The 14,215-nt window shown below is 61.0% G+C and carries 16 protein-coding genes; 4 read left to right on the forward strand and 12 right to left on the reverse strand.

Annotation, left to right across the window (positions count from 1 at the left end):
• Positions 1-180: 180 nt before the first annotated feature.
• On the forward strand, positions 181-639 hold the full coding sequence (locus DKK66_RS06310) for a universal stress protein (RefSeq protein ID WP_165494112.1): 459 nt from the start codon (positions 181-183) through the stop codon (positions 637-639).
• 96 nt (positions 640-735) lie between these two features.
• Here DKK66_RS06310 and DKK66_RS06315 read toward each other — a convergent pair whose 3' ends face one another.
• Positions 736-1,485, reverse strand: a complete 750-nt coding sequence (locus DKK66_RS06315; protein ID WP_062788705.1) for a TlyA family RNA methyltransferase — start codon at positions 1,483-1,485, stop codon at positions 736-738.
• 155 nt (positions 1,486-1,640) lie between these two features.
• On the opposite strand from DKK66_RS06315, the gene DKK66_RS06320 reads away from it, so the two are divergent.
• Positions 1,641-2,270, forward strand: coding sequence for a YceH family protein (locus DKK66_RS06320; protein WP_045846464.1), 630 nt, complete (start codon positions 1,641-1,643; stop codon positions 2,268-2,270).
• A 76-nt stretch (positions 2,271-2,346) separates the two neighbouring features.
• Here the strand turns inward: DKK66_RS06320 and DKK66_RS06325 are convergent, their stop codons facing one another.
• The 4 genes from DKK66_RS06325 to DKK66_RS06340 form a co-directional block, all read right to left on the reverse strand.
• Positions 2,347-2,709, reverse strand: a complete 363-nt coding sequence (locus DKK66_RS06325; protein WP_045846465.1) for a cupin domain-containing protein — start codon at positions 2,707-2,709, stop codon at positions 2,347-2,349.
• Positions 2,710-2,823: 114 nt separating this feature from the next.
• Positions 2,824-3,345 carry an arsinothricin resistance N-acetyltransferase ArsN1 family B gene (locus DKK66_RS06330; protein WP_207389855.1) on the reverse strand — a complete coding sequence of 174 codons (522 nt, stop codon included), beginning with the start codon at positions 3,343-3,345 and terminating at the stop codon, positions 2,824-2,826.
• Positions 3,346-3,404: 59 nt separating this feature from the next.
• The gene (locus DKK66_RS06335) at positions 3,405-4,115 is read right to left on the reverse strand and encodes a glutathione S-transferase family protein (protein WP_131356365.1); all 711 of its coding nucleotides are present in this window, start codon (positions 4,113-4,115) and stop codon (positions 3,405-3,407) included.
• Between the two features lie 64 nt (positions 4,116-4,179).
• Positions 4,180-6,213: a prolyl oligopeptidase family protein gene (locus DKK66_RS06340; protein WP_131356367.1), complete on the reverse strand. Its 2,034-nt coding sequence runs from the start codon at positions 6,211-6,213 to the stop codon at positions 4,180-4,182.
• Between the two features lie 366 nt (positions 6,214-6,579).
• On the opposite strand from DKK66_RS06340, the gene DKK66_RS06345 reads away from it, so the two are divergent.
• On the forward strand, positions 6,580-6,894 hold the full coding sequence (locus DKK66_RS06345; protein ID WP_045846468.1) for a hypothetical protein: 315 nt from the start codon (positions 6,580-6,582) through the stop codon (positions 6,892-6,894).
• A 68-nt stretch (positions 6,895-6,962) separates the two neighbouring features.
• Here DKK66_RS06345 and DKK66_RS06350 read toward each other — a convergent pair whose 3' ends face one another.
• The 3 genes from DKK66_RS06350 to DKK66_RS06360 form a co-directional block, all read right to left on the reverse strand.
• On the reverse strand, positions 6,963-7,727 hold the full coding sequence (locus DKK66_RS06350; RefSeq protein ID WP_131356370.1) for an alpha/beta hydrolase: 765 nt from the start codon (positions 7,725-7,727) through the stop codon (positions 6,963-6,965).
• 53 nt (positions 7,728-7,780) lie between these two features.
• A complete protein-coding gene (gene ltaE, locus DKK66_RS06355) occupies positions 7,781-8,809 on the reverse strand; it encodes a low-specificity L-threonine aldolase (protein WP_131356372.1) in 1,029 nt (342 codons plus the stop codon).
• 130 nt (positions 8,810-8,939) lie between these two features.
• Positions 8,940-9,164 carry a hypothetical protein gene (locus DKK66_RS06360; protein ID WP_045846471.1) on the reverse strand — a complete coding sequence of 75 codons (225 nt, stop codon included), beginning with the start codon at positions 9,162-9,164 and terminating at the stop codon, positions 8,940-8,942.
• 201 nt (positions 9,165-9,365) lie between these two features.
• Here DKK66_RS06360 and DKK66_RS06365 point away from each other — a divergent pair, with 201 nt between their 5' ends.
• Complete coding sequence (locus DKK66_RS06365; protein WP_131356375.1) at positions 9,366-10,151, forward strand: ThiF family adenylyltransferase; 786 nt, start codon at positions 9,366-9,368, stop codon at positions 10,149-10,151.
• Between the two features lie 258 nt (positions 10,152-10,409).
• Here DKK66_RS06365 and DKK66_RS06370 read toward each other — a convergent pair whose 3' ends face one another.
• The 4 genes from DKK66_RS06370 to DKK66_RS06385 all read right to left on the reverse strand — a co-directional run bounded on the left by DKK66_RS06370 (position 10,410) and on the right by DKK66_RS06385 (position 14,202).
• Entirely contained in the window at positions 10,410-11,150 is a 741-nt protein-coding gene (locus tag DKK66_RS06370; RefSeq protein ID WP_045846472.1) for a M48 family metallopeptidase, read from the reverse strand.
• A gap of 139 nt (positions 11,151-11,289) precedes the next feature.
• Positions 11,290-12,282, reverse strand: a complete 993-nt coding sequence (gene oppF, locus DKK66_RS06375) for a murein tripeptide/oligopeptide ABC transporter ATP binding protein OppF (RefSeq protein ID WP_131356378.1) — start codon at positions 12,280-12,282, stop codon at positions 11,290-11,292.
• Entirely contained in the window at positions 12,275-13,276 is a 1,002-nt protein-coding gene (locus tag DKK66_RS06380; protein ID WP_045846474.1) for an oligopeptide/dipeptide ABC transporter ATP-binding protein, read from the reverse strand. Before DKK66_RS06380 ends, oppF begins: the two co-directional genes overlap by 8 nt.
• A gap of 11 nt (positions 13,277-13,287) precedes the next feature.
• Positions 13,288-14,202 carry an ABC transporter permease subunit gene (locus tag DKK66_RS06385; RefSeq protein ID WP_131356381.1) on the reverse strand — a complete coding sequence of 305 codons (915 nt, stop codon included), beginning with the start codon at positions 14,200-14,202 and terminating at the stop codon, positions 13,288-13,290.
• Between the last annotated feature and the right edge of the window lie 13 nt (positions 14,203-14,215).

Here is a 14,215-nt window from a genome sequence, read left to right on the forward strand (position 1 = left end):
TTTAATATTTGTGATAGATCAACTGCCTGCCAATTAGTTCGAGAGACGCCAGTCTGCTCCCGAGTATGCTAAAACCAAACACAAGATGCTGTCGCCACCCATGCCGACATCATGGCATGCCTTGCGTACAGTACAGGCCAGCGCAGCTGGTTTACCGCCGGTATAGAAGAGGAGTATGCCATGTATCAACATATCGTGATTGCCGTAGATGGCAGCAAGACGGCAGAAAAAGCACTGGATGAAGCAATCCGCATTGCAAAAATAGCCAAATCGTCGATATCGCTGGTACATGTCGCCAGCTTGCGCGACATGGCGATTGAAGGCGTGGGCGCGCTGGATACCCACCAGTTGCACGATCTGGCTTTCAGGCAGGCGCGCGAGCTGCTGGAGAAAGCAGAAAAGCGCATCATCAACGAAGGCATTGGCCGGGTGGAATGCCATATTGCGGAAAGCTGGGAGGGCGGCAAGGATATGGCCGAATCACTGATCCGCTTTGCCGACAGCCGCCATGCCGAACTCATCGTCATCGGCACGCATGGCCGTACCGGCCTCGCGCATCTGCTGCTGGGCAGCTTTGCCGAAAACGTGATGCGCAAGACACATTGTCCCTTGCTGGTTGTACGCGGCAGCGAGGACTGACACAGCGTTTTTCATCCCACCGCACCACAACGCCACAGGCAAGGTGGCGGGTGCCATCCGCAGCGGCCCACGCCCCTGCGGATTTTCTTTGCCGGTTCAGAACAGCGGACGCGCCAGCACAAAGAATTCCTTGTTGCCATCGGCACCGGTAATCGGGCTGTCAAACCAGCGCTCCACCTTCCAGTCCAGCTCGTCCAGGCAATCGGTGATCTTGTCCTGCACACCGGCAAACAGGCTTTCATCGCGGACGATGCCGCCATGCCCCAAGGCTCCGCGCCCCACCTCGAACTGGGGTTTCACCAGGCCAAGCAGGCAGCCGTTCTCGCCCAGCAAGGGCAAGGCAGACGGCAGGATCAGGGTGAGCGAGATAAAGGACACATCGCACACCATCAGGTCGAAGGGCAAACCGTCATTGGCCTGCAACAGGCGCTGGCGGTCCAGCTCACGTGCATTCACCCCTTCAAAGCAACGCACGCGCGGGTCATCCCACAGGCGCGGATGCAGCTGGTCGTGCCCTACATCCACGCCAACCACATAAGCGGCACCGGCCTGCAGCACACAGTCGGTAAACCCGCCGGTGGACTGGCCCACATCCAGCACCCGCCAGCCATGGATATCCAGCCCGGCTTCCTGCAGGGCGGCATCCAGCTTCTGTCCGCCGCGAGAGACAAAGCGGTCGGACGGGTCCGGCCGCACTTCCAGCGGCGTCCCCGCCGGAAACTTGCTGCTGGCCTTGCTGATGACCTGCCCGTTCAGGCTGACCCGGCCGGATTCCAGCAGGTGTTGGGCCGCGGTGCGCGAAGTGGCAAGTCCTTGTTCCACCAACAGAAGATCTACCCGCTTCATCCCGTTTTCCTTGCTTGCATTTCAAAAGGCGACAGGGTGGCCAGTCCGCTGCGGCCTGTCAAGCCTCACGCCGGTGCAAGGCCGTACTGCAAGTCGGCTTGGTGCCTTGCCGTGCTTGGTGCGATGATGTGCGCATTGCCATAAGGAGCACCGCCATGGACACACATCAACTGGATGCCGCCGAAGTACGCGTACTGGGTGCCTTGGTCGAAAAACAGGCCCTGACGCCAGACAGCTACCCCCTGACGCTCAACAGCCTGTCATCCGCCTGCAATCAGCTCACCAGCCGTGAGCCGGTGATGCAGCTGTCGGATGCCGACCTGAGCCGGGCGCTGGACAGCTTGCAGACCAGAAAACTGATTGCCGAGCGCCTGCCCGCCGGCAGCCGGGTGGCCAAGTACGAACACCGGCTGAACTATGAATGGAATATCGACGGCGCCAGACTGGCCGCCCTGGCCCTCTTGATGCTGCGCGGCCCGCAGACCAGCGCCGAAATCCGCACCCGCGCCGGACGGGTATATGGCTTTGCCAGCGTGGAAGAAGTGGAAACCGCGCTGGAAGCCCTGGCCGACAAATACCCGCCGCTGGTGCAAAAGCTGGCGCGGCAACCGGGCGAGCGCGAAGCGCGCTGGTGCCATTTGCTGAGTGGAGAACCGGTGCTGGCCGAAACGGTCAGCAGCGCGGTGATTGATGTCGGCCTGACCGGCCGCGTGGCGGCACTGGAAGCCGAAGTGACGGCACTCAAGGCGCGCCTGCAACAGCTGGAACAAAGCCTGGGCGAATGACAACCAGCCTTACCATGAACAAGCCCCGCCACGGCATCAGCCGCTGCGGGGCTTTTTTCTGTCTGGCCGGTATGGCTTACCTGGGCTCGAAAATGGCGTAGGTCTTGCGGGCGGGCTCCAGCACTTCCCACTCGCCTTCGAAACCGGCGGGAATGACAAAGTGATCGCCAGCATACAGCTCGACACTGTCCCCTTGCAGGTCGGTTAGGCGGACATAGCCTTCCAGCAAGGTACAGAATTCGTGTTCGTGGTATTTCACGCGCCAGCGTCCGCAGCCGCCACTCCAGATACCGGCGTGAAACTGGCCGCTGGGGTCGGAATAGTGGTTTTCTACCGTCTGGGCGCATTCACCTTCCAGCTGCCGGTCTGCCGGGGCGTTGAATTGTTCAACCCGCACCGGGTTGCGCTGAAACACGATGATGTCACTGGCCTTGCCCATGTCTTTCGCTCCATTGAGAAATTATTTGATCAAATTTCTCACAAAGCGGACGCTGGCGCAATTGTCGCCACGCACCAGTCTGGTGAAACGACGGATCACAACAGGGCAGCGTGCTCAGGCACCAGGTGGCCCTTCATTGAGGCGCAGTTCCCAGTAGCCGACATCCAGCCAGCGTTCCGCCTTCCAGCCAACCTGGTGGAATGTCGCCACCTGCTGAAAACCCAGACTCTGGTGCAGGGCAATGCTGCCGGGGTTGGGCAGGGCAATGCCCGCAATGGCCAGGTGCAGCCCCAGGCTGCGCAAATGCTGCAACAGGCTGCGGTACAGGCGCCCGCCCAGGCCCTGGCCACGGGCCTCGGGAGCAAAGTACACCGAGGTTTCCACGGCATAACGGTAAGCAGGACGCACCCGCCAGCGGGTGGCATAGGCGTAGCCCAGCAACTCGCCATGCAGTTCCACCACCAGCCAGGGCAGCCCGTACTCTTCCACCTTGGCCAGCCGTGCCACCATGTCCTCCACCGTCACCACTTCTTCCTCGAAACTGATGGTGCTATCCAGCACATAGGGGTTGTAGATGGCAGCCATGGCCGCGGCATCTGCAGGTGTGGCGGGGCGGATCAGGATGTCACGACTCATGGCAAGGCTTTCGGGCTGACGGGGGTCTGCATGGCTTGCAAGAATCACGCCAGTCATGGCTACACCTGCCATTCCGGGAAGTACTGCTGGCGCAGGCGGCTCACATAGTCCACCAGATTGGGATACTGGCTGACCACCTGCCGACTGGGGGTGTCACCCAGCGTGGCCAGCTGGGCCGAGGCGACAAAGGCAAAAACCGTGGCATCCAGCCAGCTGGGGGTCGCGCCAAGCATGTAGGGCTTGTCTGCCAGCAGGGTGGACAAGCTGGCGATATCCAGTTGCAGCAGGCGCTGGCGTTCCGCCGGGCTGAAACGCCCCAGGCCCTGGCCGTGCAGATTGCCGCGTACCTTGCGCCGGATCATGCGGATGACCATGCCGCGCAGCAAGAATGGCACACGCTGGAAAAACACCCCCGGGCCGCGGGCAAACACCGCGTCATCCAGCCAGCGTTCATGCACCACACACCAGTACAGATGGTCGCTGCACAGGCACTCCACGCTCCAGGCCACGGCCTTGTCGGCATCGGACAGGCCGGCATCCAGCGAGATGCCATGCTTGCTGGCCAGATAGAGGCGGATCAGGGTGGAGTCCGGCACCTGCGCACCGGCGTCGTCGATATAAGGCAGCTTGCCCTTGGGCGCTGTGCGCATGCTGCCGCGCTGCTTGCGGTAAGGCAGGCCGGAGAGCTTGAGCAGCATCTCGGCCTTGATGACAAAGGGGCTGGGGTCGGGCAGGCCGAATGCTGGTCCGAAGGTGTAAAGCGTGATCATGCAAGCTTCTCCACAGGGCGGGAATCGCCCAGACTAGCACCGCCGCCCGCCGATGACGATGGCTTTAATCCATCAGTTGCTGATACAGGTACACCAGCACCCGCGCCAGTTCCGCTGCGGTCTGCTCCTGACCGGCATTGCCGGTATGGCCACCGGCATCGGTTTCCATCAACATGGCCGGATGCCCCAGCGCCTGCATCTGCGCCACCATCTTGCGCGCATGGCCGGGGTGTACGCGGTCGTCGCGCGTGCTGGTGGTGAACAAGGGCAGTGGGTAGCGCGCAGCGGCTTGCAGCTGGTGATAGGGAGAATAGGCCTGCAAGGCTGCTGCCTGTTGCGGGTCTGCCGGGTCGCCGTATTCGTCTATCCAGCTGGCACCGGCCAGCAGCTCGGTATAGCGCAGCATGTCCAGCAGCGGCACCTCGCACACCACGGCCTTGAACAATTCGGGCCGACGTACCATGCAGGCAGCCACCAGCAGGCCGCCATTGCTGCCGCCTTCTATGCCCAGCTTGTCCGGGCTGGTCAGGCCGCTGCCAATCAAGGCCTCGGCCACGCTGCAGAAGTCATCAAACGATACCGGGCGCTTGATGCCCTGCGCGGCCTGATGCCAGCCGGGGCCGAATTCCCCGCCACCACGAATGCAGGCCAGCACGAAGGCTCCGCCCTTTTCCAGCCAGTGTGCGCCGAAGTTTTCCACGTAGTAGGGCATCATCGGCACTTCAAAACCGCCATAGCCGTACAACAGCGTCGGGGTTTGGCCATCAAGTACCGTATCGCGGGCGCGCACCACAAAATAGGGAATGTCCACGCCATCGGACGCGGTGGCCCAGCACTGCTCGGCCATAAAGCGGCTGGCGTCAAACGCAGCAGGCTGCTGGCGCAGGCAGTCCTGCTCGCCGGTGGCCACATTCAGCCGGTACAGGCCGGTGGGCGTGAGGAAGTCGCTGAAGCTGTAGCACAGCACATCGCTGTTCCAGGGCTGGTCGGCAAATTCGATGACGCCGCTGTCGGGCACCGGCAGGCTGCGGGCATGCCAGCTGCCATCCTGCCAGTCGAAAGCCAGCAGACGACTGCGCACATTGTCGATCAGGTTCACCACCACGCTGCTGCGGGTGGTTTCCACCGACTCCACCGCCAGTCTGGCTGCCGGGGCCACCAGTTGCTGAATGCGGCCTTCATCACCCAGCAAGCATGTCAGTGGCACCGCCAGCAGACTGCCGGCGGCATGGGTTTTGTCCTGCCAGCACCAGTCTTCCGCCAGTTTGACGATGAACTGGCCATGCAGATAGGCCTCGATATCGGCCTTGGGCGGCAAAGGCAGCGGGTGGGTCTGCAAGGCAGCGTCGATCAGGTGGTAAGTCTTGCTGTAAAAGCCGTCCGCTGCTTCGATCAGGTCCAGCCAGCCATCCGGCCCGTCCAGATAACGCCAGGCGGCCACCATCATGGCCTCCTGGTCGGCCACAAACAGCTGCTGCCATTGGTGCTGACCATCCACACCCCGCTCTACCAGCCACACTTCGCGCGGATAGCCGGAACGGCTCAGTGGTGCGCCCTTCCAGCCGGGGCACACCAGCACGCTGTCGGGGTCGCGCCAGGCGATATGGTTTTTGCCGTGCGGAAATCGAAAGCCCTGCTCTACCCAGCTGGCGGTTTCCAGATCGTACTCCCAGGCCAGGCTGGCATCGCCTCCACCCTCGCTCAAGTGCACCAGCACGCGGGAGGGCTGCACCGTGCAGTGCGCCACCCCGTCCAGATACCAATCCTTGCCGGCAGCGGCGGCAATGGCATCCACGTCCAGCACGGTATGCCATTGCTGGCTGGCCGCCTGGTAGTCCGCCAGCGTGGTGCGGCGGTAAATGCCGCGCGGGTGGTGTTCATCCTGATGAAAGTTGTACAGCCATCCGGCGTGTTCGGAAAAGAAGGGAATCTGCCGGGTATCGCGCAGATGACTCAGGATTTCCTGGCGCAAGGGCGCATAGCGTTGATCAGCATCCAGTACCGCCTGGGTACGCTTGTTTTGTGCGGCAACCCAGCTGTCTACGACGGGGTCGTCCAGGCTTTCCAGCCACTGGTGGGTATCGGGGAGGTGGGACATGGGAGAACCAGAAATGCAAACAGGCGCACAGCTTAGCATCGACAGCCTGGCTTGCTGCAGCCACGTGAGGTTTGGCCATTAAGCGGCATCTGTCTTTGGTACGGTAGCAAATAAAAATTTGATGACTATAAGCGAATTTCTAAGGCTCTGATTTAATTGATTTTCATTTAAAATGACTGAATAAAATGACAATAAAATCAATAATTAATAATTTTCCATTTAAAATTAGATTTTTAATTAAAGAATCTTGCTGATTTTTAAAATATTTGTTTAATAACAGCTATTGCGCAACAGCACTGATGAGTCCTATAAATTCGGTAGAAATTTCTGAATTGATCAGGAAAAAATCTCAGCAAGGAGCTCATCATGAAAAAAGTCATCGCTGCCACCACTTTGGCCTCCCTGCTTCTCGCGCAAGCAGCATTTGCCTCCACCGGCACCATCACTTTTCAGGGAGCCATTGTCAAAACCCCCTGCGCCATTCCGGCTGCCACCTGGGTAAGCTATGCGCAAAAACCTGCCAGCTACCGGATGGCACGCCAGGCGGCACCAACACCCTACTGTGCCGATGCGACGGCCACCCAATCAGTGCAGATCAGCCGCATTGTCACCACTGAGGATCGTGCTGGCGATGTCCGCAACGAGCCGGTCAGAAGCATGGTGACTGTTGTGTATAACTGAGCACGCCTCATGAAACATGCAGATCAGACCAGCCTGCCCTCCCGATTGGTGCAGGCCTGGTTGGCAAGTCAGTGCTGACGAATCCAGCGCGCCACCTTGTCCACCACTTCCGCTTCGATACCGTTATAGCCATGCGCTGCCCACGGCTGGCAGGGGTCGCCCTTGTCCATGCCGCCATCCACCAGCAGCAGTTCCTTGCTGCGGGATGATGGCAAGCCATCCATCACCGGCTGGAGATTCTGATAGAGCGTCACCTTGCACTGGTCATGCTGGTGCTGCACCACCAGCACCGGCTGGGTCAGTTGTGGCAGGGCCAGGTCGACCACACTGCCCCGATCACGGTTGATGGTAGAGGTCAGCACCACGCCATCCACTTTGTCCTGCAGGCGAATGGCGACGGCGGCAGCTGAGGTGGTACCGCGACTGGTGCCCACCAGCCATACCGGCACAGCGGCCCGCTGGCGCAGTTGGGCGATGACCACCGCAATGTCCTGTGCATGTTCGGCACTGCTGCGAAAATCCCCCCGGTTGAGATTGTCCGGGTGGTCGGACGGGGCATCCACCACCGCCACCTGAAAGCCCTGCGCGGCCCACTGCTGGCGGGTACGCACCAGGAAATTGCCGGCCCCAGCATGCAGCTGGCCGTCATCCCCCAGCCTGAGCACCCCTTCGCCGCCGGTAAACAGAATCACGCTGGCCTGCGGTTTGCCTTCCGGCTCCAGCAGCAACATGCGCAGCGTGACTGATGGACGGGTTTGCAGTGTCAGCATCTGTTCCTGTGCCTGCACCGCTCCACAACAGAAGAACAGCAAGGCTGTCAGCAAGTGTTTCATGGTTCCTCCGGCAAGTATCCCGACATGGCGCAGCAGATTCCGGTCAGCGGCACTCAGTCGCTCAATACGCGCTGGAACACTTCCAGCACCCGGTCGATGTCGCTGCGGCTGGTCTGCCAGTGCGTCACCAGCCGCATGCGGCCACCCTCGGGCGGATTGACCTTGATGCCGGCCGCAGTCAGCGCGGCCATCAGCTCGCTGACATCAATATCGGCCAGAAAACGGAACCACACCATATTGATGTGGACATCGTCCAGCTCGACTTCGATGCAGGGCATGCCATGCAGGCGCTCGGCCAGATAACGGGCATTGGCATGGTCTTCGCCCAGCCGCTGAGTCATCTCGGTCAGTGCCAGAATGCCCGGTGCGGCCAGCACGCCAGCCTGACGCCAGCCGCCGCCCAGCAGCTTGCGCTTGTAACGGGCACGGGCGATGAAATCGGCCGAACCGGCCAGGATGGAGCCCACCGGCGCGGCCAGTCCCTTGGACAGACAGCACATCACGCTGTCGGCATGGCGGGTAATGTCCTGCACCTCACAGCCAAGATGGACCGCAGCATTGAACACGCGGGCGCCATCCAGATGCACCGGCACACCCTGGCGGCGGGCTATGTCGGCAGTGCGCTGCATGATGTCCAGCGGAATCACCCGGCCATTGCTGTGGGCGTTTTCCAGGCAGATCAGCCCGGTTTGCGGCCAGTGGACGTCGTGGCCCACCCGGATACGCGCTGCGATTTCGTCCGGGTCCATCACCCCCTTGTCACCGGCAATGGTGCGCAACTGCACCCCGGCAATCACCGCCGCGCCGCCGGTTTCGTGCCACACGATATGGCAGTCGTCCCCCAGAATTACCTCGTTGCCGCGCTGACAGTGGGTGAAGATGGCCAGCTGGTTGCCAAAGTTGCCGGTAGGCACAAACAGCGCGGCTTCCTTGCCCAGCAAGCGGGCGGCCAGGTTTTCCAGTTCAGCCACGGTCGGGTCGTCACCATAGACATCGTCGCCCACCACGGCATGGGCCATGGCATGACGCATGGCTTGGGTAGGTTGGGTGACGGTATCGCTGCGCATATCAATCCACTGCATGCTGTGCTCCTGCAAATGAAAGCGGCGGCCACATGGGCCGCCGTGTAGGGAAATGCCAGATCAGGCCTTGCCTGATTGTGCCAGCAAACTGCTTGCCGGGGGTGATACACAAATTGTCGGCGTCACTCCATCAGGCTATTCGATAGGCCTGCTTCAATGCGCTCACACGGCGCTGGGCCGCCTGCATGGCGGTGTGCGTCATGGAGATGTCGCTGCCGCACTGGCAGCGCAGGCTGTGGTCGGGGGAGAGGGATTTCAGATGATGGCGGTTTTCATGACCGCAGGCCACGCAGGCAATCACCACGGTGGCGTTGTAGTGCTTGTCCAGATCGATATCGAAACTCGGGTGCTTCATGGGGAACTCCCTTGAGATCACTCAGGCCGGCCCGGATCAGAGGAATGCCGACATGCATTCGTGACGGACCTATGCAGAAGAATAGGAAAGCATGCGGAAAGTTCCAGTAAATCAGCTGCTTGCTTTTTTCCGGGCAAACACTGGTCAGCCCCGGCGCTCTTGGTTATGCTTGGCCGTTTTTTGGTTCCGGATATACAGCAGATGTCGCACGACGCAGATCTTGACCGCCGCTTTGGCGGTATTGGCCGCCTGTATGGCCCCGATGCACTCAGCCGCTTTCAGGCAGCCCATGTCTGTGTGGTGGGAGTAGGTGGCGTTGGTTCCTGGGCGGTGGAGGCGTTGGCCCGCAGCGCAATCGGCCGCCTGACGCTGATTGATCTGGACAATATTGCCGAATCCAACACCAACCGCCAGCTGCCGGCGCTGGACCCGCACTACGGCATGGCCAAGGTGACGGCGCTGGCCGAACGCGTGCGCGCCATCAACCCGGCCTGCGTGGTGCAGGAAATCGAGGACTTCGTGACCGAAGACAATCTGGATGCCATGCTGGACCAGGGCTTCGACTTCATCATCGACTGCATCGACAATCTGCGGGTCAAGACTGCCATGGCCGCCTGGTGCGTGCGCCGTCGCCAGCCGTTCATCGTGTCCGGCGGTGCCGGTGGCCAGATGGACCCGACCCTGATAAAGCTGGCCGACCTGGGCGAGGTGACTTACGACCCGCTGCTGTCCAAGCTGCGTTACAACCTGCGCCGTTATCACGGCTTCCCGCGCGATGCCGGCAAGAAGCTGCATGTTCCCTGCGTGTTTTCTACCGAACAGCTGGTTTATCCCGACACGCAAAGCTGCGATGCCGACAGCAGCCGTGGCCCGCAGGGCCTGTCCTGCGCCGGCTTTGGTGCCGGCATGGTGGTGACCGCCAGCTTCGGGCTGGTGGCGGTTTCCCATGCGCTGAAACAACTGGCCAAGCCGCCAAAGAAGCGCTGAACCGCGCTGACTCAAATATGCAAAAAGGCCTCCATGCGGAGGCTTCAGATTATTGACAAACCCCTCTCGCTTTCTGGAAGGAAAGCGGGGCTCCCTTGCAGGGCAAGGGCGGGGGGATTGGGAATAGATGGGAAGGCTGCGGAATCAATTACTCAGTCGGAAGGCCCGGCTTCGCCGGGTCCAGTGCAATCGAACCAAATAACTTTGTCAGCAGCCTGAGGCCTCCATACGGAGGCCTTTTTTGTGTCAGTTGCCTGATCAGTTGGCGATCAGCTTTTCCACCTTGGCAGCACGTTCGCCCGGAGCCGGGTGGCTGGCCAGCATGCTGCTGTCGTTGCCGTACAGCTCAGCCAGCTTGCGCAGGGCCGACGGTGCGCCTTGCACATTGTAGTTGTGGCGCTTGAGGAAGCCTACGCCATAGGCATCGGCATCGCTTTCCTGCGATTGCGAGAACTGGGCGTTGACGATGGCTTCGGCAAAGTTGCCCAGATCGGACTCACTCAGGGCCACGGCAGTGCTGTTGCCGCTGCTGCCGGCTGCCTTGCGTGCTGCGGAGGCAGAGTAAGCCAGTTGCATGGCTTTCTTGGTATGGCCCAGTTTCACGTGGCCGATTTCATGGCCGATGACGAAACGCACCTGGTCGTCATCCATCTTGTCCAGCAGGCCGCTGTACACGCGTACCGTGCCATCGGCCATGGCGAAGGCGTTGACGTCCTTGGTCTGGTAAACCTTGAAGTTGAGCTTGGTGCCGTCTTCACTGTCCAGACCCTTGACGATCTTGGCCAGGCGCTTGCCATAAGCGCTGGAAGGCGGAGCAACCTTGTTCTTCTTGTCCATGGCGGCGCTGGATTCTGCCGCCAGGTTCTTCACGTCAGCGTCGCTGAGCGTGGCGGCCTTGAGCAGGTCGCTGCCCGAGCTGAGCATGCCGTTGAGGTCGAAAGCCTGGGCGGTGCCAGACAGGGACAGTGCAAAAACGAGAGCAAGGGGCAATTTTTTCATATCAAAATTCCTTTTTTAAAAGCGCCATCATGCTAACGTAATTTAGCAAAAATTAACATACAGCCTGATTCCGCCAGCTTGCGGGCAAGAAAAAGCCCCGCTTTGCTTCAGCGGGGCTGGGAACCGGGCATTGGCTGCATCAAGCCAGCAGGCAGGAACTCTGGCTCTGCTCACTGATACGGCGCAGCTGGATGGTTTCCTTGCTGCAACGGTCCTCGGCCTGCGGGCAGCGGGTGCGGAACACGCAGCCGGACGGCGGATTGATCGGGCTGGGCAGATCGCCTTGCAGGATCTGGATCACCTTGCCCTTTTCCAGCTTCGGGTCCGGAATGGGAATGGCCGACAGCAAGGCGCGGGTGTACGGGTGGGCAGGCGTGTCATACAAGGCATGCTTTTGCGCCAGCTCCATCTCGCGGCCCAGATACATCACCAGGATGCGGTCGGAAATATGCTTCACCACCGCCAGGTCGTGGGCGATGAAGATCAGCGCCAGGCCCATCTCGCGCTGCAACTCCTTCAGCAGGTTGATGATCTGTGCCTGGATCGACACGTCCAGCGCCGATACCGGTTCGTCGCAGATGATCAGCTTGGGCTCCAGAATCAGCGCGCGGGCAATGCCGATACGCTGGCACTGGCCGCCGGAAAATTCGTGCGGATAGCGGTTGATCATCTGCTCGCGCAGGCCCACCTTGCGCATCATGCTGCGTACGCGCTGCATGATGTCCTCGGCGGACAGCTCCGGCTTGTGCACGCGCAGCGGTTCGCCAATGATCTGCGCCACGGTCATGCGCGGGTTGAGCGAGGCCAGCGGATCCTGGAAGATCATCTGGATATCCTTGCGCACTGCATGCCAGTCCTTGTCACTACCACGGGTGAGGTCCTTGCCCATCCACACGATTTCACCAGCGGTGGCCGGAATCAGGTTGAGGATGGCGCGCGACAGGGTGGACTTGCCACAGCCGGACTCGCCCACCACCCCCAGGGTTTCACCGGCGTAGAGGTCGAAGCTGACGCCATCCACCGCCTTGAGCGTGCGCCTGGCGCTCCACGGCCAGCGGCCGTCGCCCTTCACCTGAAAATGCACTTTGACATCACGTACCGACAGAATCGGCTGCTTGGCTTGTTCAGACATGTGCCACCTCCTGTGCGGCCAGCTGCAATTCGGCTACCGGCTTGTGACAGGCGCGCAGCACCTGCGGATTGCTGGTGCTGGCAGCCAGTGCCGGCAGCTCGTCGGCGCAGCGGCTGCTGGCATGGGTGCAACGCTCGGAGAACGGGCAGCCCTTGGGCATGTGCGCCATATTGGGCGGATTACCCGGAATGCTCACCAGCTCGCTGCCGTCGTGGTCCAGCCGCGGCAAGGCGCCCAGCAGGCCGATGGTGTAGGGATGGCTGGGCTGATAGAAGATGTTGTCCGCCGTGCCGTATTCCATGACGCGGCCGCCATACATCACCATCACTTTTTCGCACAGGCCGGCCACCACGCCCAGATCGTGGGTGATCATCACGATGGAGGTGCCAAAGTCACGCTGCAGGTCTTTGAGCAGGGTGAGGATCTGCGCCTGTACCGTCACGTCCAGCGCAGTGGTGGGTTCGTCGGCAATCAGCACTTCCGGCTCGCACAGCAGGGCCATGGCAATCATTACCCGCTGGCGCATGCCGCCGGAGAATTCGTGCGGATACATATTGATGCGACGCGCGGCCTCGGGAATGCGCACTGCGTCCAGCAGCTCGATGGCGCGCTTTTTCGCATCGCGGCGGCTGATGCCCTTGTGCAGCTCCAGTACCTCGGTCATCTGGCGCTCTACCGTCAGATAGGGGTTGAGCGAGGTCATCGGGTCCTGGAAGATCATTGCCAGCCGGTCGCCACGGATGCGGTTGAGCTCGGTCGGGCTCATGGCCAGCAGGTTCTGGCCCTGGTACAGCGCCTCACCGGTGGTTTTGCCGTTACGCGCCAGCAGGCCCATCATGGCCAGCACGGTCTGGCTCTTGCCGGAACCGGATTCGCCGACGATGCCCAGGGTCTGGCCCTTTTCCAGCTCGAAGCTGACGCCGTTGACGGCGCTGACCACGCCGTCGTTGGTCTGGAACTGTACGCCCAGATTACTTACTTTCAATAGACTCATCTGTTGCTACCTCAACGATCTTTCGGATCGAGCGCATCGCGCAGGCCGTCGCCGATATAGTTGGCGCAATACAGGGTGACCGACAGCATGCCGGCCGGGAACAGCAGAATCCACGGGCTGGCATCCATCACCCCGGCCCCGTCCTGGATCAGCACGCCCCAGCTGGTCATCGGCTCCTGCACCCCCAGGCCCAGGAAGGACAATACCGATTCGGTGAGGATCACACCCGGCACGGTGACGGTGGTGTAGATCACCACGATGCCCAGCAGATTGGGCACGATGTGGCGGAAGATGATCTTGGGCGTGGACACGCCAATGGCGTGGGCCGCCTCGACATATTCCTTGGACTTGATTGCCAGTGTCTGGCCGCGCACCACCCGTGCCATGTCCATCCAGGAGAACACGGTAATGGTGAGCACCACCAGGTAGAAGTCGCGGCCCAGCAGGGTCACCATCAGGATGGCAATCAGCAGGTAGGGCACGGCATACATCATGTCGACGATACGCATCATCAGCGCATCCACCTTGCCGCCCATGAAACCGGCAGTGGCACCCCAGACAATACCCAACGCCACCGAGGCAATGGTGGCCAGTGCGCCCACCATCAGCGAAATGCGCCCGCCAATCAGGCAGCGCACCAGCAGGTCACGCCCCAGCGCATCGGTACCGAACCAGTGGGTATTCACCAGCGTCGGGGCAATGCCCATCGCATCCCAGTCGGTGTCTTCATAAGTGTGTGGCAGCACCATCGGCCCGAACACACAGGCCAGGGTGATGAAGGCCAGCACGATCAGGCTGATGACGGCCGCCTTATTGCGGAAAAAGCGCAACCGCGCATCACGCCACAGGCTGCGGCCTTCTACGGCGGCATCGGTCAGGCCATTGTCCAGCGCAGCCGTCATGGCTTTCTGTTTGCTTTGCATCATGATTTTGCTCCCG

The sequence above is a fragment of the Aquitalea sp. USM4 genome (assembly GCF_004328945.1).
GTDB lineage: Bacteria > Pseudomonadota > Gammaproteobacteria > Burkholderiales > Chromobacteriaceae > Aquitalea > Aquitalea pelogenes.

Bases quoted from the DNA above. Each gene is read 5' to 3' on its own strand.
- DKK66_RS06360 (WP_045846471.1), bottom strand. From the start codon at position 9,164: ATGAAGCACCCGAGTTTCGATATCGATCTGGACAAGCACTACAACGCC.
- DKK66_RS06330 (WP_207389855.1), bottom strand. From the start codon at position 3,345: ATGAGTCGTGACATCCTGATCCGCCCCGCCACACCTGCAGATGCCGCG.
- oppF (WP_131356378.1), bottom strand. From the start codon at position 12,282: ATGTCTGAACAAGCCAAGCAGCCGATTCTGTCGGTACGTGATGTCAAA.
- DKK66_RS06345 (WP_045846468.1), top strand. From the start codon at position 6,580: ATGAAAAAAGTCATCGCTGCCACCACTTTGGCCTCCCTGCTTCTCGCG.
- DKK66_RS06380 (WP_045846474.1), bottom strand. From the start codon at position 13,276: ATGAGTCTATTGAAAGTAAGTAATCTGGGCGTACAGTTCCAGACCAAC.
- DKK66_RS06350 (WP_131356370.1), bottom strand. From the start codon at position 7,727: ATGAAACACTTGCTGACAGCCTTGCTGTTCTTCTGTTGTGGAGCGGTG.
- DKK66_RS06335 (WP_131356365.1), bottom strand. From the start codon at position 4,115: ATGATCACGCTTTACACCTTCGGACCAGCATTCGGCCTGCCCGACCCC.
- ltaE (WP_131356372.1), bottom strand. From the start codon at position 8,809: ATGCAGTGGATTGATATGCGCAGCGATACCGTCACCCAACCTACCCAA.
- DKK66_RS06325 (WP_045846465.1), bottom strand. From the start codon at position 2,709: ATGGGCAAGGCCAGTGACATCATCGTGTTTCAGCGCAACCCGGTGCGG.
- DKK66_RS06370 (WP_045846472.1), bottom strand. From the start codon at position 11,150: ATGAAAAAATTGCCCCTTGCTCTCGTTTTTGCACTGTCCCTGTCTGGC.
- DKK66_RS06365 (WP_131356375.1), top strand. From the start codon at position 9,366: ATGTCGCACGACGCAGATCTTGACCGCCGCTTTGGCGGTATTGGCCGC.
- DKK66_RS06310 (WP_165494112.1), top strand. From the start codon at position 181: ATGTATCAACATATCGTGATTGCCGTAGATGGCAGCAAGACGGCAGAA.
- DKK66_RS06340 (WP_131356367.1), bottom strand. From the start codon at position 6,213: ATGTCCCACCTCCCCGATACCCACCAGTGGCTGGAAAGCCTGGACGAC.
- DKK66_RS06315 (WP_062788705.1), bottom strand. From the start codon at position 1,485: ATGAAGCGGGTAGATCTTCTGTTGGTGGAACAAGGACTTGCCACTTCG.
- DKK66_RS06385 (WP_131356381.1), bottom strand. From the start codon at position 14,202: ATGATGCAAAGCAAACAGAAAGCCATGACGGCTGCGCTGGACAATGGC.
- DKK66_RS06320 (WP_045846464.1), top strand. From the start codon at position 1,641: ATGGACACACATCAACTGGATGCCGCCGAAGTACGCGTACTGGGTGCC.